General features: G+C 68.9%; 22 protein-coding genes, 1 tRNA gene and 1 riboswitch. Of the genes, 14 read left to right on the top strand and 9 right to left on the bottom strand.

The window, feature by feature from the left end:
• Window positions 1-80 precede the first annotated feature (80 nt).
• Window positions 81-166 (bottom strand) — tRNA-Leu (locus tag A5696_RS06805).
• Between the two features lie 116 nt (window positions 167-282).
• On the opposite strand from A5696_RS06805, the gene A5696_RS06800 reads away from it, so the two are divergent.
• Entirely contained in the window at window positions 283-1,635 is a 1,353-nt protein-coding gene (locus A5696_RS06800; protein WP_067875373.1) for a M20/M25/M40 family metallo-hydrolase, read from the top strand.
• 25 nt (window positions 1,636-1,660) lie between these two features.
• Window positions 1,661-2,191 (top strand): YbhB/YbcL family Raf kinase inhibitor-like protein, encoded by a 531-nt coding sequence (locus tag A5696_RS06795; protein ID WP_067875369.1) that lies wholly within the window; start codon window positions 1,661-1,663, stop codon window positions 2,189-2,191.
• Between the two features lie 35 nt (window positions 2,192-2,226).
• Here A5696_RS06795 and A5696_RS06790 read toward each other — a convergent pair whose 3' ends face one another.
• From A5696_RS06790 to A5696_RS06770, 5 genes are all read right to left on the bottom strand, one after another.
• A complete protein-coding gene (locus A5696_RS06790; RefSeq protein WP_067875366.1) occupies window positions 2,227-3,021 on the bottom strand; it encodes a Stf0 family sulfotransferase in 795 nt (264 codons plus the stop codon).
• Window positions 3,022-3,109: 88 nt separating this feature from the next.
• Window positions 3,110-5,182 carry a PE family protein gene (locus A5696_RS28225; RefSeq protein ID WP_067875361.1) on the bottom strand — a complete coding sequence of 691 codons (2,073 nt, stop codon included), beginning with the start codon at window positions 5,180-5,182 and terminating at the stop codon, window positions 3,110-3,112.
• A 181-nt stretch (window positions 5,183-5,363) separates the two neighbouring features.
• A complete protein-coding gene (locus A5696_RS06780) occupies window positions 5,364-6,473 on the bottom strand; it encodes a quinone-dependent dihydroorotate dehydrogenase (protein WP_067875358.1) in 1,110 nt (369 codons plus the stop codon).
• Window positions 6,473-6,727, bottom strand: coding sequence for a DUF5703 family protein (locus A5696_RS06775; RefSeq protein ID WP_067875354.1), 255 nt, complete (start codon window positions 6,725-6,727; stop codon window positions 6,473-6,475). The genes A5696_RS06780 and A5696_RS06775 overlap by 1 nt, the downstream gene beginning before the upstream one ends.
• The gene (locus A5696_RS06770) at window positions 6,724-7,797 is read right to left on the bottom strand and encodes a hypothetical protein (RefSeq protein WP_067875382.1); all 1,074 of its coding nucleotides are present in this window, start codon (window positions 7,795-7,797) and stop codon (window positions 6,724-6,726) included. Before A5696_RS06770 ends, A5696_RS06775 begins: the two co-directional genes overlap by 4 nt.
• A 113-nt stretch (window positions 7,798-7,910) precedes the next feature.
• Between A5696_RS06770 and A5696_RS06765 the strand changes: the two genes are divergently transcribed.
• The 6 genes from A5696_RS06765 (at window position 7,911) to mshC (ending at window position 12,603) form a co-directional block, all read left to right on the top strand.
• Entirely contained in the window at window positions 7,911-8,213 is a 303-nt protein-coding gene (locus A5696_RS06765; RefSeq protein ID WP_067875351.1) for a hypothetical protein, read from the top strand.
• A 72-nt stretch (window positions 8,214-8,285) separates the two neighbouring features.
• On the top strand, window positions 8,286-9,041 hold the full coding sequence (locus A5696_RS06760) for a histidine phosphatase family protein (RefSeq protein WP_067875348.1): 756 nt from the start codon (window positions 8,286-8,288) through the stop codon (window positions 9,039-9,041).
• Between the two features lie 84 nt (window positions 9,042-9,125).
• The gene (locus A5696_RS06755; RefSeq protein ID WP_067875345.1) at window positions 9,126-9,713 is read left to right on the top strand and encodes a DUF3090 domain-containing protein; all 588 of its coding nucleotides are present in this window, start codon (window positions 9,126-9,128) and stop codon (window positions 9,711-9,713) included.
• The gene (locus A5696_RS06750) at window positions 9,697-10,521 is read left to right on the top strand and encodes an SCO1664 family protein (protein WP_082968940.1); all 825 of its coding nucleotides are present in this window, start codon (window positions 9,697-9,699) and stop codon (window positions 10,519-10,521) included. The genes A5696_RS06755 and A5696_RS06750 overlap by 17 nt, the downstream gene beginning before the upstream one ends.
• A gap of 31 nt (window positions 10,522-10,552) precedes the next feature.
• Window positions 10,553-11,341, top strand: coding sequence for a 3'(2'),5'-bisphosphate nucleotidase CysQ (locus tag A5696_RS06745; RefSeq protein WP_067875339.1), 789 nt, complete (start codon window positions 10,553-10,555; stop codon window positions 11,339-11,341).
• Between the two features lie 26 nt (window positions 11,342-11,367).
• Window positions 11,368-12,603 carry a cysteine--1-D-myo-inosityl 2-amino-2-deoxy-alpha-D-glucopyranoside ligase gene (mshC, locus tag A5696_RS06740; protein ID WP_067875336.1) on the top strand — a complete coding sequence of 412 codons (1,236 nt, stop codon included), beginning with the start codon at window positions 11,368-11,370 and terminating at the stop codon, window positions 12,601-12,603.
• 35 nt (window positions 12,604-12,638) lie between these two features.
• Here mshC and A5696_RS06735 read toward each other — a convergent pair whose 3' ends face one another.
• Window positions 12,639-13,514, bottom strand: a complete 876-nt coding sequence (locus A5696_RS06735; RefSeq protein WP_082956415.1) for a PAC2 family protein — start codon at window positions 13,512-13,514, stop codon at window positions 12,639-12,641.
• Between the two features lie 245 nt (window positions 13,515-13,759).
• Window positions 13,760-13,882: riboswitch (S-adenosyl-L-homocysteine riboswitch) on the top strand.
• 76 nt (window positions 13,883-13,958) lie between these two features.
• Here A5696_RS06735 and metH point away from each other — a divergent pair.
• The 5 genes from metH to A5696_RS06710 all read left to right on the top strand — a co-directional run bounded on the left by metH (window position 13,959) and on the right by A5696_RS06710 (window position 20,829).
• Window positions 13,959-17,621, top strand: a complete 3,663-nt coding sequence (gene metH, locus A5696_RS06730; RefSeq protein ID WP_231964248.1) for a methionine synthase — start codon at window positions 13,959-13,961, stop codon at window positions 17,619-17,621.
• Window positions 17,622-17,672: 51 nt separating this feature from the next.
• A complete protein-coding gene (locus tag A5696_RS06725) occupies window positions 17,673-17,954 on the top strand; it encodes a phosphoribosyl-ATP diphosphatase (RefSeq protein WP_067875332.1) in 282 nt (93 codons plus the stop codon).
• Between the two features lie 2 nt (window positions 17,955-17,956).
• On the top strand, window positions 17,957-18,826 hold the full coding sequence (gene hisG / locus A5696_RS06720; protein ID WP_067875329.1) for an ATP phosphoribosyltransferase: 870 nt from the start codon (window positions 17,957-17,959) through the stop codon (window positions 18,824-18,826).
• 126 nt (window positions 18,827-18,952) lie between these two features.
• Window positions 18,953-19,462, top strand: coding sequence for a DUF4126 domain-containing protein (locus A5696_RS06715; RefSeq protein WP_067875325.1), 510 nt, complete (start codon window positions 18,953-18,955; stop codon window positions 19,460-19,462).
• Window positions 19,459-20,829 carry an FAD-containing oxidoreductase gene (locus A5696_RS06710; RefSeq protein WP_067875322.1) on the top strand — a complete coding sequence of 457 codons (1,371 nt, stop codon included), beginning with the start codon at window positions 19,459-19,461 and terminating at the stop codon, window positions 20,827-20,829. The genes A5696_RS06715 and A5696_RS06710 overlap by 4 nt, the downstream gene beginning before the upstream one ends.
• Window positions 20,830-20,839: 10 nt before the next feature.
• Here the strand turns inward: A5696_RS06710 and A5696_RS06705 are convergent, their stop codons facing one another.
• The gene (locus A5696_RS06705; RefSeq protein ID WP_067875319.1) at window positions 20,840-21,736 is read right to left on the bottom strand and encodes a RecB family exonuclease; all 897 of its coding nucleotides are present in this window, start codon (window positions 21,734-21,736) and stop codon (window positions 20,840-20,842) included.
• A 75-nt stretch (window positions 21,737-21,811) separates the two neighbouring features.
• Between A5696_RS06705 and trmI the strand changes: the two genes are divergently transcribed.
• Window positions 21,812-22,654: a tRNA (adenine(58)-N(1))-methyltransferase TrmI gene (gene trmI / locus A5696_RS06700; protein WP_067875316.1), complete on the top strand. Its 843-nt coding sequence runs from the start codon at window positions 21,812-21,814 to the stop codon at window positions 22,652-22,654.
• Window positions 22,655-22,658: 4 nt separating this feature from the next.
• Here the strand turns inward: trmI and A5696_RS06695 are convergent, their stop codons facing one another.
• The gene (locus tag A5696_RS06695; RefSeq protein WP_067874621.1) at window positions 22,659-22,961 is read right to left on the bottom strand and encodes a DUF503 domain-containing protein; all 303 of its coding nucleotides are present in this window, start codon (window positions 22,959-22,961) and stop codon (window positions 22,659-22,661) included.
• Window positions 22,962-23,061 lie beyond the last annotated feature (100 nt).

Genomic DNA, 23,061 nt, shown 5'->3' with positions numbered 1-23,061 from the left:
CAAAACACCCCCAGCCAACAACTGAGGGTGTTCACTATGTCGCGAGACATCTGTCCTCGATGTCTCGCGACATCACAATGTGTCCGAGGGGGGACTTGAACCCCCACGCCCATTAGTAGGGCACTAGCACCTCAAGCTAGCGCGTCTGCCATTCCGCCACTCGGACAAGACCAACGAGAGTTGGCAGCTAAGGCTATCGGATCGGCCCGCGCAGACCCAACCCAGCTCGCCGCCGCCGCGAGCCCGAGCCCGGCGGACCGCGCAGTGGTAGGAAAGGTGGTTGTGACCGTTGAGCCTGGCGCCGTCGACCAAACCCATCCCGGCGATGATGTGGTCGAGGTGGTCAGCCGGTTGATCCGGTTCGATACCACCAATACCGGCGAACCCGAGACCACGCAAGGCGAGGCCGCGTGCGCCCAGTGGGTCGCCGAGCAGCTGCAAGAGGTCGGCTACCTGCCGCAATACGTCGAATCCGGCGCGCCCGGCCGGGGCAACGTGATCGCGCGCCTGCGCGGCGCGGACAGCTCGCGCGGCGCCCTGCTGATCCATGGGCATCTCGACGTGGTGCCGGCCGAGCCGGCCGACTGGACGGTGCACCCGTTTTCCGGCGCCATCCGGGACGGTTTCGTCTGGGGCCGCGGCGCGGTCGACATGAAGGACATGGTCGGGATGATGATCGTGGTCGCCCGGCAGCTGAAGCGGGCCGGCATCGTGCCGCCCCGCGATCTGGTGTTCGCGTTCGTGGCCGACGAGGAGCACGGCGGCCACTACGGGGCCCAGTGGCTGGTCCGCAATCGGCCCGAGCTGTTCGCGGGTGTCACCGAGGCGATCGGGGAGGTGGGGGGCTTCTCGCTGACCGTGCCGCGCCGCGACGGGGGCGAACGCCGGCTGTACCTGATCGAGACGGCCGAGAAGGGGCTGTCGTGGATGCGGCTGACCGCCCGGGGCACGGCCGGGCACGGTTCGATGGTGCACGACCGCAACGCGGTCACCGCCGTCGCCGAGGCGGTCGCCCGCCTGGGCCGGCACCAGTTCCCGCTTGTGGTGACCGACACCGTCGCGCAGTTCCTGGCTGCGGTCAGCGAGGAGACCGGGCTGACGTTCGACGTCGAGTCCGGTGATCTGGCGGGGGCGATCGAGAAGCTCGGCCCGACGGCCCGCATGCTCAAAGCCGTGCTGCACGACACCGCCAACCCCACCATGCTCAAGGCCGGCTACAAGGCCAACGTCATCCCGGGGTCGGCCGAGGCGGTGGTGGACTGCCGCATCCTCCCGGGCCGCAAGGCCGCGTTCGAGGCCGAGGTCGACGAGCTGATCGGTCCCAACGTGACCCGGGAATGGATCAGGGATTTCGAGTCGTATGAGACCAGCTTCGACGGCGATTTGGTCGACGCGATGAACGCCGCGGTGTTGGCGCTCGACCCGGACAGCCGCACGGTGCCCTACATGATGTCCGGTGGTACCGACGCGAAAGCCTTCGCGCGCTTGGGTATTCGTTGTTTTGGCTTCAGCCCGCTGCGGTTGCCGCCGGATCTTGATTTCAGCGCGCTGTTCCACGGCGTCGACGAGCGGGTACCCGTCGATGCGTTGAGGTTCGGCACCGAGGTGCTGGCGCACTTCCTGACACACTGCTAGTGAACACGACACGAGAGGATCGCCCATGAGCCTGCCGCCCGACCCGTATGACGCGCTGCCCAAGCTGCCGTCGTTCAGCCTGGAGTCGACCTCGATCACCAACGGCCAGCCGCTGGCGACCCCGCAAGTCAGCGGGATCATGGGCGCCGGGGGAGAGGACGTCAGCCCGCAGCTGAGCTGGTCGGGTTTTCCCGAGGGCACCCGCAGCTTCGCGGTCACCGTCTACGACCCGGACGCCCCGACGCTGTCCGGGTTCTGGCACTGGGCGGTGGCCAACCTGCCCGCCGACGTCACCGAGCTGCCCGACAACGCCGGCGACGGCAGCGAGCTGCCGGGCGGCGCGCTGACCCTGGTCAACGACGCCGGCATGCGCCGGTACGTCGGCGCCGCGCCGCCTCCCGGCCACGGTCCGCACCGGTACTACGTCGCGGTGCACGCCGTGGACGTCGATAAACTCGACCTGCCCGAGGACGCCAGCCCCGCTTTCCTCGGTTTCAACCTGTTCCAGCACGCGATCGCGCGCGCGTACATCTACGGCACGCACGAACAGAAATAGCTCGCTCGTTCGTCGAAAGTGCAACTGCGAAGGTTTCACTCGGGAAACGTGTCGGCAGTTGCACTTTCGCGGTGCTCCTCCCGGTCGACCAGCCGGCGCCAGTGTTCGTTGATGTGGTCGGCCTGACGCTCGAGCGGGGGTTCGGGCAGGCGAGCGGCGTGCGCGGGATCGGCGCCGAGGAACCGCAAGACCCTGGCGATCTCGTCGCGGTAGTTCGCGTCGAGATCTTCATATCGGACCGTCAGGACCTTGCGAGCCCGGGTGCGGAAGTAGGCGGTCCACGCCGCCTGTTCGGCATCGAGGCCGCGTTCGATCTCGACGATCTGCTCGCGCGTCGGCGCGACGCCGGTGAGATCGACCACGGCCCCGCCGGGGGTGGGCCGGGCCAGGTAGAGCCCCCATTCCCGCGTCGACGCACCGGCGGAACGGAACCACTCGCCGGTCGCCTCGGCGCGAAACAGCGAGAGGGCCTGCGCGCGCCGATCGGCGCGCACGATGTTGACGAAAACCGCTGTCGGGAAAAGCATCTCGAGAACGCCCACCGGATCGTCAGGAAAACCCAGGGCTCCTGCCAGCGAGACGACATCCCGCCAATGAATCTTGACGCCCCGAACCCCGTTCTCCGTCGCCGCGTACGCCATGACCGTCGCCAGATACTCGGGCCACGAGCAGTCTTGCGGTAGCTTCAGATCCTCCTTGTACGCCCCCACGTGTTCGGCCGCGAAGTACTCTTCGGGCCGCCCGGCGACTCCGGTCGCGACGAGGCCGGCGGCAAGGAACGAACTACCCGAGCGAGGAGTGGAGGCGATGAGATAGGTCTGGTGTCTCATACCCTTCGATCCCTCGGCTGCCCGTGGCTTCGGAAAGACTAATCCACGGCATGCGGCGAAGCGACTACAACGAAAGGCCGGGTCTTGGCTAACCGGTGGGGGTGATCGCCCCGGCTATCGCTTCCGAAATCGTGTTCATCAGCGTCGGGAAGAGACCCCCGAATTCCGTGCCGCCCAGGGTGGCATTGATGGGAACGGTGATGCCCGCGACGCCGGCGGGGATGGTGACCGTCAGCGGTTCGGGCGGCGTGAGAAGCCCGTCGAAGGGGACGTGGGCGACGGCCGGCAACGTGAGGGAGCCCAGCAACGGTGTCGACACCGTCATCGGCAGCGGCAGATCCACCAGGAGTTGGCCGTTGAGGAAGCCGTTCATCGCGTAGGCGGGCATATCACCGACCGCGTTGAGCATTCCCAGGACGTTGCCGGCCTGCGCAGCGGCGCCGAAGGCCGTTGCGCCCTGGGCGATTCCGTTCGCCATGGCAAACGGTGGGCCCAGTATCGCGAAGCCCAGCTGCAACGGCAGCCCGAAGATGGCGGTGCCGGCCAGCGTGCCGGCCGGCGGCAGGCCGGTGATGGTCAGCGCGAAGTTCGCGGTGACGTTCGCGTTGACGAGGGTGTCGACCGCGTTTGCGAAGTTGCCCAACATCATTCCGGGGATCGACGTGTGCGGGACCAGGCTCGCAAGGCCTACCGGCTGTTGTCCCAGGGCGGTCAGGATGGGCAGCAACTCGGCGGCCGGACCCTCCAATCCGACCGGACCGGCGATACTGACGGCGAAGCTGGGCGGGAGGAGGCTGGTGATGCTGCCGCCGACGGTCAAGTGGCTGGTGTCGAATCCCGTGATGAAGAGATCGATAGGGGCATGCGCCGCGTCCTGCACCGCGCCGTAGTAATCGCCCGCCTGTACCGCTTGGCCGGCCATCGCGATGTCCTTGCCGGCAATGGGAATCGTCTGCTGAAGATCCGAGCCCATCTTGTTCAGCGACGAGCCGACCGTCCCCCAGAAGCCGGTCGTGCCGTTGACGAAGTCGCCTCCGATGGCGCCCGGGTTGAAGGTGGACGCGCCTTGCAGGGCGAGTTGGATGTTCGCCGGCACGTTCGCGGGGAAAACCTCCAGGTCGGTCAGGACCCCGCTCGAGAAGATCTGCGCGTAGTGATTCTGGTTGATGACAACCTGGTTCAGGATCGGGAAGGGATGGCTCGCGAATTGGGCGCCCATCAGGTTCAGGTTCAGCGCCGTGTTGTCGAACAGGACGGTGTACGGGTTGGGGTAGGGAGCCGCGCCTGACGGCATCGGTCCGAAGAGCGCCGGCAGCAACGGGTTCAGCAGCGGTTGAAGCCCCTGGAGTAGCGGCACGTCCTGCAAGAGCCCGGTCGCGGTTCCGACAAGGTTGGTCAGTGTTATCCCGTTGACCAGTTCGTTGGACACGAAGTTGCCCAGGTCCAGTCCGACGCCGTTGAGGGTCGGGCCCAACAAGGCGCCAAGGGGCCCCGAGGTGAGGCTCAAGCCCGGGGTCAGGTTGCCGAGGTTTATCGGCCCGACGAGGTCGCTCAGGGTCGGTACGGCGTTGAGGATCGCGGGGTTGAAAACCAGCGACCCCAGGCCGTTGGCGAATTGGGTCCCGATGCTGTTGAACGGGCCCAGGATCTGGCTCAACCCGCTGCCCAATCCGCCGAGCAGCCCGCCCCCTCCGGTGCCCAGGCCGAGGAGTCCGTCCAGCCCGCCGAGCAGGCCCCCTCCGCCCGAGCCGCCGCCGAGCAAGCCACCGAGCAGGCCGCCACTGCCGCTCGAGCCGCCCAGGCCGAGCAGCCCGCCGAGGAGCGGCGTGGACGCGGCGGCGCCGCCGGGGGTGGAGCCGCCGATCATGGCCTGCTCGGCGTTGGCGATTTCGGTGCTGAGGTAGGCCGCCGCGCCGCCGTTCAACAGGCTCACAAACTCGTTGTGAAATGCCGCCGCCTGAGCGCTCATCGTTTGGAATTGCCGCCCGTACGTGCCGAACACGTCAGAGATTGCGAGCGACACGTCGTCGGCGGCAGCGGAGGTGATTGCGGTCGTCTGGCCCGCTGCCGCGGCGGTGGCCTCTCGCAGTGCGCAACCGATGCCTGCCAGATCGCCGGCGACCGCCCCCAACGCCTCCGGAGCAGCAACTACAACGGACATCGTGGTCTCCCCTCGAAGACGATCCCCATGAGAAAGCTAGGTCGCACCGGTCACGATGCTGAACGAAATCGTGACGAAGAAAGCGGGCGTTCTCCTGTTTCTAACAGCTTGTTCTACAGATGCACAACCCTGGATTCTCAAGGCAATCAATCGAATTAATCGACATATGCGCAACAAGCGCCTATCCCGATCCCCCAAGCCGGCCGGGTCTACCCGGCGGTTTGTCCGGGTCACCGGCTGCCGACCCGACCGCGTCGCGCAGCGAGGCGAACCCGCCGTCGTGCAAGCGCCGCGCGATGCCGTCGTGAATGTGCTTGGGCCACAAGCCCCCTCCGTAGACGAAGCCGGTGTAGCCCTGCAGCAGCGAGGCGCCCGCGGTGATCCGCTCCCAGGCGTCGTCGGCCGTCTCGATGCCGCCGACGCTGATCAAGACCAGGCGGTCGCCGACCCGGCCGTAGAGCCGGCGCAGCACCTCGAGGGCCCTGTGCGCCACCGGCGGCCCGGAAATGCCGCCGGCGCCGAGCTTTTCGACGCCGGGCGTGAGCAGGCCTTCGCGCGACACGGTGGTGTTGGTGGCGACGATGCCGGCCAGGCCCAGTTCGACGGCCAGGTCCGCAATGTCGTCGACGTCGGAGTCGGAGAGGTCGGGCGCGATCTTCACCAGGACCGGTGTGGACGTCTCGGCAACGACTCCCTCCAGGATGGGCCGCAGCGACGCCACCGCCTGCAGGTCGCGCAGCCCCGGCGTGTTGGGCGAGCTGACGTTGACCACCAGATACGCCGCCAGCGGGGAGACCAGCCGGGCGCTGGCCCGGTAGTCGCTGACGGCGTCGGCGGCCGGCGTTGTCTTCGTCTTGCCGATGTTGACCCCGATCGGCACCTCCGGCCGATGGTGGGCGAGTTCGATCGCCAGCGCGCCTGCACCGCGATTGTTGAAGCCCATCCGATTCAGCAGTGCCCGGTCGGCGGGCAGCCGGAACAGGCGGGGGGCAGGGTTGCCGGGCTGCGGCCGCGCCGTGACCGTGCCGACCTCCGCGTACCCGAAACCCAGCGCACCCCAGGTGAGCAGCCCCAGGCCGTCCTTGTCGAAGCCGGCGGCCAGCCCCAGCGGTCCGGGAAAGCGCACGCCGAACACCGTGCTGGCCAGCACGGGATCGTTCGGGCCGAGCCGCCGGTGCAGCAGCCGCCGCGCCACGGCGACCCTGGTGAGGCCGCGCAGGATCGCGAAGACCAGCAGGTGGATGCGCTCGGGCGGGACCAGGAACAACAGCCGGCGGGTCAGCCGGTACATCACAAACCCGGCTGCTCGGGCCGCGCGCTTTCGAGGCGAGACTTCTTGCGGCGCAACAAAACCCGACGACTACCGTCGTTGTAGAGGCGCACTCGCGTCAGCTCCCAGCCGCGATACTCGGCCTCGATCGACAGCCGGATGGACGCGCTGAGCCGGGTGACCTCCGGCGGGAGTCGCAGCGGTATCCACTCGTAGTCATCCGACATCTCCGCGGCCCAGCCCTCCGGCAGCCGGCTCCACCGGGGCGCGGTCACCGCGGGCCCGCCGCGTGCTCGATCACCTGGACGCCCGCACCCGACCCCGACACCACGTACAAGGTGCCCGACGCTTCGTCAAAAGCCAGTGAGTTCGGTTGCTGCACGGTTGGGTATCGCACCCTTTCGACGGGAATTCCGGTTGACAGATCGTAACCAATGACGACGTTCGCGGCGGTCTGGGACACCCACGCGAGCCCGCGCGAGCCGGCCAGGCCGTACGGGGACTGCCGCACCGGATAGGCCTGGCGCAGGATCAGCGGGTCGACACCGTACACCAGCAGTTGGCCGCCGCGGGTGTCCGCGACGAGGACCCGGCCGAGCGGATCGGTGGCCATGGTCGTCGCGCCCTCGCCGGCCCGCAGCGCCTGCTCGGCGTGCCCGTCGGGCCCGATCGTCGTTACCGAGGTCTGGCCGCGGTCGAGAACTACCGTCGTATTCCCTTGTGCGGCAAGCGCGTCCACGCGGGCGAAGATTTTGTTCCGGCTGGCGATGGTCGCGCTCTTCGCCGTGTCCGGCGCGGGGGAGGCGAGGGTGTACACGGCCCCGTCGGCGCTGCCCAGCACCAGCTTGCCGTCGGCGCGCTGCGCGATCGCGGTGAACTCGGCCTCAGGGGCCCCCACGACCGGCACCTGTGCTGCGCGGCCCGCGGCCAGGTCGACCGTGAGGTAGCCGCCCCGGGTGGCGAGGTAGGCGGTGCCGCGGCCGTCGCCGGTCAGCGCGCTCGCCGGACCCGGCAGGTCGATCACCCGCGGCGCGACCCCGGGATCGCCGAACTCGGTGAGGGTGGCCGGCGCGGTCGGTTCGGCGCCGGCGGCCAGGACGGCCAGTTGCCGGGTCGCGCCGTCGAAGATTGCCGCCGCCGCGTGACCGCCCAGCGGACGCACCGCGCCGGCCGGCTGTTGGGATGGCGGCGGAGACACCGCGGGCTGGGCCGGTTCGATGGTCGGCGGCTCGCTGTGGAAAGGATTCGCTGCACAACCCGCGCTTCCCGCGATCACCACCAGCAAAAGCCGCAGGCCAGTCAAGCGGTTTTGAACTGCGCGTCTTTCGCCTTTACGCTGTGACAGCAATAATTTTCCTTCGCGTCATCTACATGAACGTCAAATTTTAGGGAACGGTTTCGCATCCAATATGGCCATGTTGCCTACATCGGGTCGGACTGGAGAGGTATGGTCGCGTCATGACCGTCATCGTTGACCGGCCTACCGCGGAGACAGAGTTTGCTGTCGAGGACATCTCGACGGGAATCTTTGCCAGCGGGTACGGACAGGTCGGTGATGGGCGCAGTTTTTCCTTCCACATCGAGCATTGGTCCCTTGTCGTCGAAATTTACCGGCCGCGCCTGGTGGGTCCCGTTCCGCAGGCCGAGGACGTGGTGGCCAGGGCGGTCCGCGGACTGGTCGACATCGATCTCACCGACGAGCGCAGCCTGACGGCCGCGGTGCGGGATTCCGTCGCGCACGCGGTGCCGATCTCCCACTAGCTGGGCGCTCCGGGTCGCCACCATCGTGCTCGTGGCGATCGCAAGCGCGGCCATCCCTGTACGGTCGTCGTCGTGACCGTCATCCTGCTGCGGCACGGCCGATCCACCTCGAACACCGCGGGCGTGCTGGCCGGCCGTTCCGAGGGCGTCGACCTGGACGACAAGGGCCGCGAGCAGGCCGCCGGGCTCATCGACCGCATCGGCGACCTGCCGATCCGTGCGGTGGTCAGTTCTCCGTTGCTGCGTTGCCTGCGCACCGTCGAGCCGCTCGCCGACGCGTTGTGCCTCAAACCGCTGATCGACGACCAGCTCGCCGAGGTGGACTACGGCGACTGGACCGGCCGCAAAATCGGTGAGCTGACCAACGAGCCGTTGTGGCGGGTCGTCCAGGCGCACCCCAGCGCGGCGGTGTTTCCCGGCGGGGAGGGGTTGGCGCAGGTGCAGGCGCGTGCCGTGGCGGCCGTCCGTGGGCACGACCGACTGCTGGCCGAACAGCACGGCGGCGACGCGCTGTGGGTGGCCTGCACCCACGGCGACGTCATCAAGGCCGTCGTCGCCGACGCCTACGGCATGCACCTGGACGGCTTCCAGCGCGTCACCGCCGACCCGGGGTCGGTGACGGTGATCCGCTACACACCCCTGCGGCCGTTCGTGTTGCATGTCAACCACACCGGCTCGCGGCTGTCCGCGGCGCTGCGGGCCGGGCCGCCACCCAAGGACGAATCCAAGGGTGAGGAAGGTCACGACGACTCGAAGGGCGAAGCGCGGACCGAGTCGAACGGGGCGGTGCCGTCGAGCGACGCCGTGGTCGGCGGCTCCACGGACTGATCACGCGTGAATCCGCTTGAAATCAGGGGGAGCGGGGCAATCGGATCGCACGGCGGCGGCAACAGCCGGTATTTTGGAGGTGCCATGGCCCGCGCAATTCACGTCTTCCGCACGCCCGACCGCTTCGTGGCCGGGACCGTTGGTCAGCCCGGAAACCGCACCTTTTACATCCAGGCGGTGGGCGATTCGCGGGTGGTGTCGGTGGTGCTGGAGAAGCAACAAGTGGCGGTGCTCGCCGAACGCATCGGCGCGCTGCTACTCGAGGTGAATCGCAGGTTCGGCACGCCCGTTCCTCCCGAGCCCGCCGAGGTCGACGACCTCAACCCGTTGATCACCCCCGTCGACGCGGAGTTTCGGGTCGGGACCATGGGCCTCGGCTGGGACTCGGAGGCGCAGACGGTGGTGGTCGAGTTGCTGGCCGTCACCGACGCGGAGTTCGACGCATCGGTGGTTCTCGACGACACCGAGGAGGGGCCCGACGCCGTCCGGGTGTTCCTGACTCCGGAGTCGGCACGCCAGTTCGCCACCCGCTCCAACCGCGTCATCTCGGCCGGCCGTCCGCCGTGCCCGCTGTGCGACGAACCGCTGGACCCCGAGGGCCACATCTGCGCGCGCACCAACGGCTACAAGCGCAGCGCGCTTCTCGGGCCCGACGATGACGCCGAGGAATAACGACGCGCACGAGCGGGAGGTGCTGCGGGACGGCGAGCTGACGGTCCTCGGACGCATCCGCTCCGCCAGCAACGCCACCTTCTTGTGCGAATCGACGCTGGGGGAATCCAGCGTGCACTGCGTCTACAAGCCGGTCTCCGGCGAGGCGCCGCTGTGGGACTTCCCGGACGGAACCTTGGCCGGCCGCGAACTCGCCGCATACCGGATCGCGACGCAATTGGGCTGGAACATCGTGCCCCACACGATCATTCGGCACGGGCCGGCGGGTCCGGGCATGCTGCAACTGTGGGTGGAGCAGGCCGGCGACGCGGCCGACTCCGACCCGCCGCCCGGCCCTGACCTGGTCGACCTGTTTCCCGCCAACAAGGTGCAGCCGGGCTACCTGCCGGTGCTGCGGGCCTACGACTACGCCGGCGACGAGGTCGTTCTGGTGCACGCCGACGACATCCGGTTGTGGCGGATGGCGGTGTTCGACGTCCTGATCAACAACGCCGACCGCAAGGGCGGCCACGTCCTGCGCGACCTCGAGGGCCACGTTTACGGTGTCGATCACGGGGTGAGCCTGCACGTGGAGAACAAGCTGCGCACGGTGTTGTGGGGCTGGGCGGGCAAGCCGATCGACGACGACACGTGCGAGGCGATCGCCGGCCTCGCCGAGGCCCTCACCGGCTCGTTCTGCGACGAACTGGCCGGACACATCACCCGGGCCGAGATCGCGGCGCTGCGCGGTCGCGCGCTCGCACTGCTGGACAATCCGATCATGCCCACGCCCAACCGCCATCGCCCGATTCCGTGGCCGGCTTTTTAGATGCGGGCTCGTCGTCGGCGATACTGAGCCGGTGACCAACGGCGCGGACGACCTGACCGATGCCGCGCTGGCCGCCGAGCTCGCCGCGGATGCGGGGGAGCTGCTGCTGAAGGTGCGCGAGGAGATCGGTTTCGGCCATCCCTGGGCGCTGGGCGACGCGGGCGACAGCCTGGCGAACGCGTTGATCCTGCGGCGGCTGCGGGCCGAGCGGCCGGGTGACGCGGTGCTCAGCGAGGAGGCATACGACGATCTGTCCCGGGTGAATCACGACCGGGTGTGGATCGTCGACCCGCTGGACGGCACCCGCGAGTTCTCCACGCCGGGCCGCGACGACTGGGCGGTCCACATCGCGTTGTGGCAGCGCCCCACCGACGGGCAGCGCGAGATCACCGACGCGGCGGTCTCGCTGCCGGCCCGCGGCAACACGGTGTACCGCAGCGACACCGTGACCGCCGACGGGGCGCGCGTCGGCGTCCCGGGAACCATCCGCATCGCAGTCAGCGCGACCCGGCCGCCCGCCGTGCTGTACCGCATGCGCCAGACGCTGCACATCCAACCGGTCGCGATCGGCTCGGCGGGCGCGAAGGCGATCGCCGTCATCGACGGCGACGTGGACGCCTACGTGCACGCGGGCGGGCAGTGGGAGTGGGACTCGGCGGCCCCGGCCGGGGTGCTGATGGCCGCCGGCATGCACGCCTCGCGGCTGGACGGCTCGCCGCTGCGCTACAACCAGCTCGACCCGTACCTACCCGACTTCATCATGTGCCGCGCGGAGCTGGCGCCGATCCTGCTCGGCGCCATCCGCCAGGAATTTCGCTGATCTCGCCCGCGTTTAGAGTCGACGTTATGCAGTCGTGGTCTTCCGCACAGGTCCCGGTGGTGCCGGGGCGCGGTCCCGAGTTGCGGCTGTATGACACCTCCGACCGGCAGGTGCGCCCCGTGGCGGCCGGGTCGAAAGCAACCATGTACGTCTGCGGGATCACGCCCTACGACGCCACCCACCTGGGCCACGCGGCCACCTACCTGGCCTTCGATCTCGTGTACCGGCAATGGCTGGACCTGGGTCACGACGTGCACTACGTGCAGAACGTCACCGACATCGACGACCCCCTGCTGGAGCGCGCCGAGCGCGACGGCGTCGACTGGCGCGAGCTGGGCGACCGTGAGGTCGCCCTGTTCCGGGAGGACATGACGGCGCTGCGGATACTGCCGCCGCGCGAGTACGTCGGGGCGACGGAGGCGATCGCCGAAGTGGTCGAACTCGTCGAGAAGATGCTGGCGTCGGGCGCCGCGTACGTCCTGGACGGCGAGTACCCGGACGTCTACTACCGGGCGGATGCGACCCCGCAGTTCGGCTACGAGTCGGGATATGACCGCGACACCATGCTGGCGCTGTTCGCCGAGCGCGGCGGTGACCCGCGCCGCCCCGGCAAGACCGACGAGCTCGACGCCCTGCTGTGGCGCGCCGCGCGGCCGGGCGAGCCCAGCTGGCCGTCACCGTTCGGGGACGGCCGTCCCGGTTGGCACGTCGAGTGCGCCGCGATCGCGCTCAGCCGCATCGGCAGCGGACTGGACATCCAGGGCGGGGGCAGCGACCTGATCTTCCCGCACCACGAATTCACGGCCGCCCACGCCGAATGCGTCCGCGGGGAGCGGCGATTCGCCCGGCACTACGTGCACGCCGGGATGATCGGCTGGGACGGGCACAAGATGTCCAAGAGCCGCGGCAACCTGGTGCTGGTGTCGGATCTGCGGGCGAAAGGCGTTGAGCCTGCGGCCATCCGGCTGGGCCTGCTGGCCGGGCACTACCGCGCCGACCGGTTCTGGAGCCGGCAGGTGCTCGACGAGGCGACCGCCCGGCTGCGGCGCTGGCGCGCGGCGACCGCCCTACCCGCCGGCCCGGACGCTGCCGACGCCATCGCCCGGGTGCGCCGCTACCTGGCCGACGACCTCGACACGCCGAAAGCCCTTGCCGCACTGGATGGTTGGGCCACCGACGCGCTGGAGTACGGCGGCCACGACGCCGGGGCGCCGGCGTCGGTGGCGACCGCGGTCGACGCGCTGCTGGGAGTGCGGCTATAGCTCGATGGTGGCGACCCGCCGCGCGATCACCGGAGCTACTTGCGCCGGCGGCGTAGGTAACGCTCGAACTCGGCGGCCAGCGCGTCGCCGTCGATCTTGCCGAGGGCCTCGTTCATGTCGACCTCGGCGTCGCCGCGCTGCTCCAGCGACGACACGTACTCGGCCAGGTCCTCGTCCTCGGCGGCCATCTCGGTGATCGCCTGCTCCCACTCCTCGGCCTGCGCCGGCAGGTCACCCAGCGGTACCTCGATGTCGAGGACGTCCTCCACGCGGCGCAGCAGCGCCACCGTCGCCTTCGGGTTCGGCGGGTTGGACACGTAATGCGGCACCGCGGCCCAGAACGTCACCGCGGGGATGCCGGCGGCCACGCAGGCGTCCTGGAACACCCCGGCGATGCCGGTCGGGCCCTCGTAGCGGGTCTCCTCGAGGCCGAAGCGTTTCGCCGATTCGGGGGAGTACGCCGCGCCCGAGACCGGGACCGGCCGGGTGTGGGGCGTGTCGGCCAGCAGGGCGCCGAGGATGACGACGGTGTCGACGTTGAGCTTGTCGGCGATGGCCAGCAACTCGGCGCAGAACGTACGCCAGCGCATGTTGGGCTCCACGCCGTGCATCAACACGACGTCGCGGTCGCTGCCCGGGGGGCGGCAGTGCGTGATCCGCATCGCGGGCCACACCAGCTCCCGGGTCACCCCGTCGATCTGCCGGATGACGGGGCGATTCACCTGGTAGTCGTAGTAGGCCTCGTCGTCGATCTCCACGATCGGGTCGGCCTCCCAGATGGCGTCCAGGTGTTCGAGCGCGTCGCTGGCCGCGTCGCCGGCGTCGTTCCAGCCCTCGAACGCCGCCACGACGATGGTGTTGTGCAGTTCGGGCAGCGCAGCGGCTTCCGGGCCACGATCCGGCAATGTCACAGAATCAGCGTACGGCCTGCCGCAAACCGCCTGCGCCGTTCCGCGAGGCTGGCCTGGCAGAAACCTGTCAACCCCTGGGCGTATTGCACAGGACGACTATCCTCGTGGCGTGACTGCGACGAAATACGCTCGCCTGCAAACTGGTTAACCTTGGTAACTACCCATCGCCGACGGGATCCGCGCCCTGTCGATCGCGGCGATGAGTTGGGCGTCCAGACGTCGATCGGGTGACGACGTAGACTTTCCTGGTCGAGAGGCGTTGCAACGGATATTTTCGGGGGTCCTGGGCCCCTGGTATCCGCCACGCTCGGCAGAGTCAAGGACGCCTTCCGCTACGGAAGGACGTACGTGAACGGCGCTGAATCAGACACCGCGACAGACTTCGCACCGAACATCCGCCCCGACTGCACCGAGGAGCTGACCGCGGCTCTGCGCGAGCGGATCATGGTGATCGACGGCGCGATGGGCACGGCGATCCAGCGGGACCGGCCTGACGAGGCCGGCTACCGCGGCGACCGGTTCACCGAGTGGCCGACCGCTCTGCAGGGCAACAACGACCTGCTCAACCTGACGCAGCCGCAGATCATCGCGGGGATCCACCACGAGTACCTCGAGGCGGGCGCCGACATCCTGGAGACCAACACGTTCAACGCGAACGCGATCTCCCTGTCCGACTACGACATGTCGGACCTGAGCTACGAGCTCAACTACGCCGGCGCCGCCCTGGCGCGCAAGGCCGCCGACGAGTTCAGCACCCCGGAGAAGCCCCGCTACGTCGCCGGCGCAATCGGGCCGACGACGCGGACCGCGTCGATCTCGCCCGACGTCAACGACCCCGGGGCCCGCAACGTCTCCTACGACCAGCTGGTCGCCGCCTACCTGGAAGCCGCCAACGGCCTGGTCGACGGCGGGGCCGACCTCCTGATCATCGAGACGATCTTCGACTCGCTCAACGCCAAGGCGGCGGTGTTCGCCGTTGAGACGCTGTTCGAGGAGCGCGGACGCCGCTGGCCGGTCATCATCTCGGGCACCATCACCGACGCGTCCGGGCGGACGTTGTCCGGTCAGGTCACCGAGGCGTTCTGGAACTCGATCAGGCATGCGAAGCCGCTTGCGGTGGGCCTCAACTGCGCGCTGGGCGCGCCGGAGATGAGGCCCTACATCGCCGAGGTGTCGCGGATCGCCGACACCTTCGTGTCCTGCTACCCGAACGCCGGCCTGCCCAACGCCTTCGGTGAATACGACGAGTCCCCCGAGCGCCAGGCGAGCTACATCGCCGACTTCGCCGAGGCCGGTCTGGTCAACCTGGTCGGTGGCTGCTGCGGGACCGCGCCGCCGCACATCGCCGAGATCGCCAAGGTCGTCGAGGGCAAGCCGCCGCGCGTGGTGCCCCAGATTCCGGTGGCCACCCGGCTCTCGGGGCTGGAGCCGCTCAACATCACCGAGGACTCGCTGTTCGTCAACATCGGGGAGCGCACCAACATCACCGGCTCGGCCCGATTCCGCAACCTGATCAAGGCCGAGGATTACGACAGCGCGCTGTCGGTGGCCCTGCAGCAGGTCGAGGTCGGTGCGCAGGTCATCGACATCAACATGGACGAGGGCATGATCGACGGTGTCGCCGCGATGGACCGGTTCACGAAGCTGATCGCGGCCGAGCCGGATATCAGCCGCGTGCCGGTGATGATCGACTCCTCCAAGTTCGAGGTCATCGAGGCGGGCCTGAAGAACACCCAGGGCAAGCCGATCGTCAACTCGATCTCCCTGAAGGAGGGCGAGGAGAAGTTCGTCCGCGAGGCGCGGCTGTGCCGGAAGTACGGCGCCGCCGTCGTCGTGATGGCCTTCGACGAACAGGGCCAGGCCGACAACCTCGAGCGCCGCAAACAGATCTGCGGTCGCGCCTACCGGATCCTGACCGAAGAGGTCGGCTTCCCGCCCGAGGACATCATCTTCGACCCCAACTGCTTCGCGCTCGCGACCGGTATCGAGGAGCACGCGACCTACGGGATCGACTTCATCGAGGCCTGCGCCTGGATCAAGGAGAACCTGCCCGGGGTGCACATCTCCGGCGGCATCTCGAACGTCTCGTTCTCGTTCCGGGGCAACAACCCTGTCCGCGAGGCGATCCACGCCGTGTTCCTGTACCACGCCATCAAGGCCGGCCTGGACATGGGCATCGTCAACGCCGGCGCGCTGGTGCCCTACGACTCGATCGACCCCGAACTGCGGGAGCGGATCGAGGACGTCGTCCTCAACCGTCGCGAGGACGCGGCCGAACGGCTGCTGGAGATCGCCGAACGGTTCAACAAGTCGGAGGAGAGCGAGGGTCCGGCGACCGCCGAGTGGCGCGGCCTCCCGGTCCGCGAGCGGATCACGCACGCGTTGGTGAAGGGCATCGACGCCCACGTCGACGCCGACACCGAGGAGTTGCGGGCCGAGATCGCCGCCGCGGGCGGGCGCCCGATCGAGGTGATCGAGGGCCCGCTGATGGACGGCATGAACGTCGTCGGCGACCTCTTCGGCTCGGGCAAGATGTTCCTGCCCCAGGTCGTGAAGTCGGCCCGGGTGATGAAGAAGGCCGTCGCGTACCTGCTGCCGTTCATCGAGGCGGAGAAGGAGCAGAACGGCACTGCCGCCGCCAAGGACACCAACGGCACGATCATCATGGCGACCGTGAAGGGCGACGTCCACGACATCGGCAAGAACATCGTCGGGGTCGTGCTGCAGTGCAACAACTTCGAGGTGATCGACCTCGGCGTGATGGTGCCGGCCGAGAAGATCTTGAGCGCGGCGAAGGAGCACGACGCCGACATCATCGGGCTGTCCGGGCTGATCACCCCGTCGCTGGACGAGATGGTCAACTTCGCCGCCGAGATGGAACGCGAGGGGCTGGAAATCCCGCTGCTGATCGGCGGCGCGACCACCTCGCGCGCGCACACCGCGGTGAAGGTGGCGCCGCGTCGCAGCGGTCCGGTCGTCTGGGTCAAGGACGCGTCCCGCTCGGTGCCGGTCGCGGCCGCGTTGCTCGACGACAAGCAGCGTCCCGCCCTGCTGGAGGCGACCGAGAAGGACTACGCGTCCTTGCGCGAACGGCACGCCCAGAAGAACGAGCGGCCGACGCTGACGCTGGAGAAGGCCCGCGCGAACCGGACGCCGATCGAGTGGGACGGCTACACGCCGCCCGTGCCCGCCCAGGGTCTCGGGCTGCGGGAATTTCACGACTATGACCTCGCCGAGCTGCGCGAGTACATCGACTGGCAGCCGTTCTTCAACGCCTGGGAGATGAAGGGCAGATTCCCCGACATCCTCAACAACCCCACCTCGGGCGAGGCCGCCCGCAAGCTCTACGACGACGCCCAGGAGATGCTCGACACCCTGATCAAGGAGAAGTGGCTGACCGCCAACGGGGTGATCGGGTTCTTTCCGGCGAACGCGGTCGGTGACGACATCGAGGTGTACACCGACGACACCCGTTCCGAGCGGCTGACCACGTTGCACAACCTGCGCCAGCAGGGCGAGCACCGGGACGGCATCCCCAACCGGTCGCTGGGCGACTACATCGCGCCCAAGGCCACCGGTCTGGCCGACTACGTCGGCGCCTTCGCCGTCACCGCGGGGCTCGGCAGCCAGGAGAAGATCGCGGAGTTCAAGGCGGCCCTGGACGACTACAGCGCGATCCTGCTGGAGTCGATCGCGGACCGGCTGGCGGAGGCTTTCGCCGAACGGATGCACCAACGGGTCCGCAAGGAGTTCTGGGGATTCCAGCCCGACGAGCAGGTGGACAACGAGGCGCTCATCGACGAGAAGTATGTGGGAATCCGCCCGGCCCCCGGCTACCCGGCCTGCCCGGACCACACCGAGAAGGTGACGCTCTGGAAGCTGATGGACGTCAAGGAGCGGACCGGCATCGAGTTGACCGAGTCGATGGCGATGTGGCCCGGTGCCGCCGTCAGCGGCTGGTACTTCTCGCACCCGCAATCGCAGTACTTCGTGGTCGGCCGGATGGCCCAGGACCAGGTCGCCGACTACGCGAGGCGCAAGGGCTGGACCCTGGCCGAAGCCGAGCGCTGGCTCGCCCCCAACCTCGGCTACAACCCCGAGGACTGAGCCCGTCGCGAGCGTGCGCGCCGAAACCCAGGTGACTTCGCTCGTCGGCGCATGGAACAATCGCTGGCCGTGAAGACCTTCGAGGATCTGTTCGCCGAACTCGGCGAGCGCGCCCGCACGCGGCCGGCCGGCAGCGGCACCGTCGCTGCCCTGGACGGCGGCGTGCACGGGCTGGGCAAGAAGATCCTGGAGGAGGCCGGCGAGGTGTGGCTGGCCGCCGAGCACGAATCCGACGACGCGCTGGCCGAGGAGATCAGCCAGTTGCTGTACTGGACCCAGGTGCTGATGATCGCCCGCGGGCTGTCCCTCGACGACGTCTACCGGAAGCTGTGAGCATGCAGGGGCCTTTCTTAAGGGTTGCGGTGCCCAACAAGGGCACGCTGAGCGAGCCGGCCAGCGAGATCCTGGCCGAGGCCGGGTACCGGCGCCGCACCGACTCCAAGGACCTCACCGTCATCGACCCGGTCAACCAGGTCGAGTTCTTTTTCTTGCGGCCCAAGGACATTGCCATCTACGTCGGTTCGGGAGAGCTGGATTTCGGCATCACCGGGCGGGACCTGGTGCTCGATTCCGACGCGCCGGTGCGCGAACGCCTGGCGCTGGGTTTCGGGTCGTCGAGCTTTCGGTACGCCGGCCCGGCCGGGCGGGACTGGACCGTTGCCGACCTGGCCGGCAAGCGGATCGCCACCGCTTATCCGAACCTGGTCCGAAAAGACTTGGCAGAGAAGGGGATTGAGGCCACGGTCATCAGGCTCGACGGTGCCGTGGAGATCTCGGTGCAGCTCGGTGTGGCCGACGCCATCGCCGACGTGGTGGGGTCCGGGCGGACCCTGAGCCTGCACGACCTGGCGGCCTTCGGCGAGCCGCTGTGCGACTCGGAGGCGGTGCTGATCGAGCGCGCCGATCACGACGGGCACGGCGCGGCGGCGGCCGCCCGCGATCAACTGGTCGCCAGGGTCCAGGGTGTGGTGTTCGGCCAGCAATACCTGATGCTCGATTACGACTGCCCGCGTTCGGTTCTGGACAAGGCCACGTCGATCACCCCGGGACTGGAGTCACCGACCATCGCCCCGCTCGCCGATCCGGACTGGGTGGCCATCCGCGCCCTGGTGCCGCGGCGCGGCGTCAACGAGATCATGGACGAACTCGCAGCCATCGGGGCCAAGGCGATCCTGGCGTCCGACATCAGGTTCTGCCGGTTCTGACCCGGTGCCGTGGTTGCGGCTGTGTTAGCGTGCGCCTAAGGGCTGCTAGAAAACTGACGCCCGTTTTATCTCCATGGGCCGTCATCCCTACCGTTGCCGGAATGTCGAGTCCCCGGGAGGATCTTCGTGACACACGCGCTAATTCTGCTGCTGGCTTTGCTGATCGGTGTCGTCGCCGGGTTGCGCTCGCTGACGGCCCCCGCGGTGGTCGCCTGGGGCGCCTACCTCGGCTGGATCGACCTGCACGGCACCTGGGCGTCGTGGCTGGGCAACATCATCGCGGTCGTCGTGTTCTCCGTTCTGGCCGTGGGCGAGCTGGTCAACGACAAGCTGCCCAAGACGCCGGCCCGCACCGCGCCGCCGATCTTCGCGGCCCGGATCATCACGGGCGGGTTGGCGGGCGCGGCGCTGGGCGCCTGGCCGCACTGGACCTTTTCGGCGCTCGGCGCGGGCGTCATCGGCGCGGTGCTCGGCACCCTCGGCGGCTACCAGGCGCGCAAGCGGCTGGCCGCCGTGGCCGGCAGGGACCTGCCGATCGCGCTGCTCGAGGACGCGGTCGCGATCCTGGGCGGGTTCGCCGTCGTCGCGATGACGGGCCACGTGCTGACCGAGTATCTGCTGTCGGCGGTTAAGTGACAACGCATTTCGACGCGATCATCGTCGGGGCCGGGCAGGCCGGCCCTCCGCTCGCGGGGCGGCTGACCGCGGCCGGGCAGCGTGTCGCCATCGTCGAGCGCAAGCTCATCGGCGGCACCTGCGTCAACACCGGGTGCATCCCGACCAAGACCCTGGTGGCCAGCGCGCACGCCGCCCACCTGGCCCGGCGCGGGGCCGAATACGGCGTGGGAACCGGGTCGGTCAGCGTGGACATGGCGAAAGTCAAGGCGCGCAAAGACGACATCATGCTCGCCGACCGCAAGGGCGTCGAGAGCTGGTTGGAGGGCATGGACGGCTGCACCGTCGTTCGTGGTCATGCCCGTTTCGAAGACCCGCACACCGTCAGCGTGGACGGCGACCTGCTGCGCGCCGACCGGATCTTCCTCAACGTCGGTGGCCGCGCGGTGGTGCCCGACGTCCCGGGGCTGTCCGACGTCGAGTACCTCACCAACGTGTCGATCCTCGAACTCGACACCCTGCCAGACCATCTCGTGATCCTCGGCGGCAGCTACATCGCGCTGGAATTCGCGCAGATGTACCGGCGCTTCGGGGCCCGGGTGACCGTGGTCGAACGCGGGCCGCGCCTGGCGTCCCGCGAAGACGAGGACGTCTCCGCCACCGTCAAAGAGATCCTCGAGGCCGAGGGCATCGACGTCGTCGTCGGCGCCGACGATGTCCGAATCCTCAAGAGCAAAAAGGGTTTTGAGCTCACCCCCCGCGCCGGTGCCGTGCCCATCGCCGGGAGCCACCTGCTGGTTGCGGTGGGCCGGCAGCCCAACACCGACGACCTCGGCCTCGAGGCGGCCGGCGTGCGCACCGACGCCCGCGGCTACATCGTGGTCGACGACCAGCTCAAGACCAGCGTCGAGCACATCTGGGCGATGGGCGACTGCAACGGCAGGGGCGCCTTCACGCACACCTCGTACAACGATTTCGAGATCGTGGCCGCCAATCTGCTGGACAATGACCCCCGCCGGGTGAGTGACCGCATCACCACCTACGCGCTCTACATCGACCCCCCGCTGGGGCGTGCCGGGATGAGCGTGAGCCAGGTCCGCGCCTCGGGCCGCAAGGCGCTGGTGGGCAAGCGGCCGATGACCCGGGTGGGCAGGGCGGTGGAAAAGGGTGAGACACAAGGCTTCATGAAGGTGGTGGTGGACGCCGACACCGAAGAGATTCTGGGCGCGGCCATCCTGGGCGTCGGCGGCGACGAGGCGATCCACGCCATCCTGGACGTCATGTCCGCCAAAGCGCCGTACACGACCCTGTCGCGCACCATGCACATCCATCCCACCGTCAGCGAGTTGATTCCCACGATGCTGCAGGAGATGTCGCCGCTCGAATAACGGCGGTCGGTTATGCCGCCGGTTCGGTCGGATGCGGAATCTCCTGCGCGCCAAGGAGATCCGGCCAACCGGGATAGGGCGGTGGCGTTCCGCCGAACGTCGGGCAGTGTTGCCGGTGGGCGCACCACTCGCACAGCCGGGACGGGTTGGCGCGGAAATCGCCCGTCGGCGCGGCGGATTGGATGGCGCGCCAGATCGCCATCAGCGTCTTCTCGAAGCGCAGCAGCTCGTCATGGTCGGGCGCGTAGTCCAGCACCTGGCCGTCGGCCAGATAGATGATCCGCAACCGGGTGGGCAGCACACCGCGGGAACGCAGCAGCGCCACCGCATAGAACTTCATCTGAAACATCGCCTTGAACTCGGCCAGCGCCCGCGCGGCCGGCGGCGCCTTGCCGGTCTTGTAGTCGACCACCCGCACCTCGCCGGTGGCCGCGACGTCGATCCGGTCGATGAAGCCGCGCAACAGCGTGCCGTCGGCGAGCTCTACCTCCACACGCTCCTCGCAGGACTGCGGGTCGAACCGGGTCGGGTCTTCCAGCCGGTAGTAGCCGGCGAGCAGCTCGCGAGCCTCCGCCAGCAACTGGGCTCGCGCCTCGGGGCCGACGCCGCCGGCCAGGTCGGGTTCGGCGGCGATCACCCGATCCCAGGCGGGTTCCACCAGCGAGCCCGCCGCGTCGGGCCCGCGCATCCCGGCCGGCAGGCCGTAGAGCTGTTCCAGGGCCGCGTGCACCAGCGATCCGCGCAGCTGCGCCGTCGACGGCGCCTCGGGCAGCCGGTCGATCGCCCGGAACCGGTACAGCAGCGGGCACTGCTTGAAGTCCGCCGCCCGCGACGGTGACAGTGCCGGTCTCGAAGCCGGTCTCGAAGCCGGTCTCGCCGGTGCGCGTCCGTCCGGCTGGTCCGTCATGAACCGCAGCCTAGGACCGGGCGGCGACAACCCCCAAGCACCGGTTGCGGCGAGTCGGCTGGCACGCTGGACCGCGTGTCCGCAACCGGCCCGTTCACCGCTGGCGAGCGGGTCCAGCTCACCGACGCCAAGGGTCGGCATTACACGATGTGCCTCACCCCGGGCGTCGAGTTTCACACCCATCGCGGATCGATCGCACACGACACCCTCATCGGGCTGGAGCAGGGCAGCGTCGTCAAGTCCAGCAGCGGCGCGCAGTTCCTGGCGCTGCGCCCCCTGCTCATCGACTACGTGATGTCGATGCCCCGCGGCCCGCAGGTGATCTACCCCAAGGACGCCGCCCAGATCGTGCACGAGGGCGACATCTTCCCGGGCGCGCGGGTGCTGGAGGCCGGGGCCGGATCCGGGGCGCTGACCTGCTCGCTGCTGCGCGCCGTCGGGCCCGAGGGCCGGGTGGTCTCGTACGAGCAGCGCGCCGACCACGCCGAGCATGCCCGCCGCAACGTCACGGTGTTTTTCGACGGCGCACCCGACAACTGGGAGCTGCTCGTCAGCGACCTCGCGGACTCCGACCTGCCCGACGGCTCCTTCGACCGGGCCGTGCTCGACATGCTCGCGCCGTGGGAGGTGCTCGACGCGGCGGCGCGGCTCCTCATCCCCGGCGGCGTGCTGATGATCTACGTGGCCACCGTCACCCAGCTGTCGCGGACCGTCGAGGCACTGCGGGCCCAGCAGTGCTGGACCGAGCCCCGGTCGTGGGAGACGCTGCAGCGCGGCTGGAACGTCGTCGGCCTTGCCGTTCGCCCGCAGCACTCGATGCGCGGGCACACCGCCTTCCTGATCTTCACGCGCCGGCTCGCGCCCGGCGCCGTCGCGCCCGCGCCACTGGGCCGCAAACGCGAGGGCCGCGACGGGTAGCCGTTCAGTCGTCGCTGTGGTGCAGTCCCCGCCGCACCGACAGCAGCTCGAATTCGGGATGCGCGGCCACCAGGCGTTCGGCGGCGTCGAGCACGTCGACGGCGTGGCCCCGGTCGCCGGACACCACGCCCACTCCGATCCCGGCCCGCCGATGCAGGTCCTGCGTCCCCGTCTCGGCTGCCGACACGCTGAACTTGCGCCGCAGCTCGGCCACGACGGGACGAACCACCGACCGCTTCTGTTTGAGTGATCGCACCCCAAGCTCCGGGCCCAGCAGCACGTCGAACTCGAGCCAGCCGATCCACATCGGCATCAGCCCGGGGGAGTCGTCGGGCAGGTCGGAGTCCGCGAGGTCGCTGACGAGCAGCTCCCAGTTGTCGGGTGCGCCGTCGAAAAACACCGTGACG

The organism is Mycobacterium sp. E2699 (assembly GCF_001666745.1).
Lineage (GTDB): Bacteria > Actinomycetota > Actinomycetes > Mycobacteriales > Mycobacteriaceae > Mycobacterium.
This window is presented reverse-complemented; position numbering and strand designations above follow the sequence as displayed.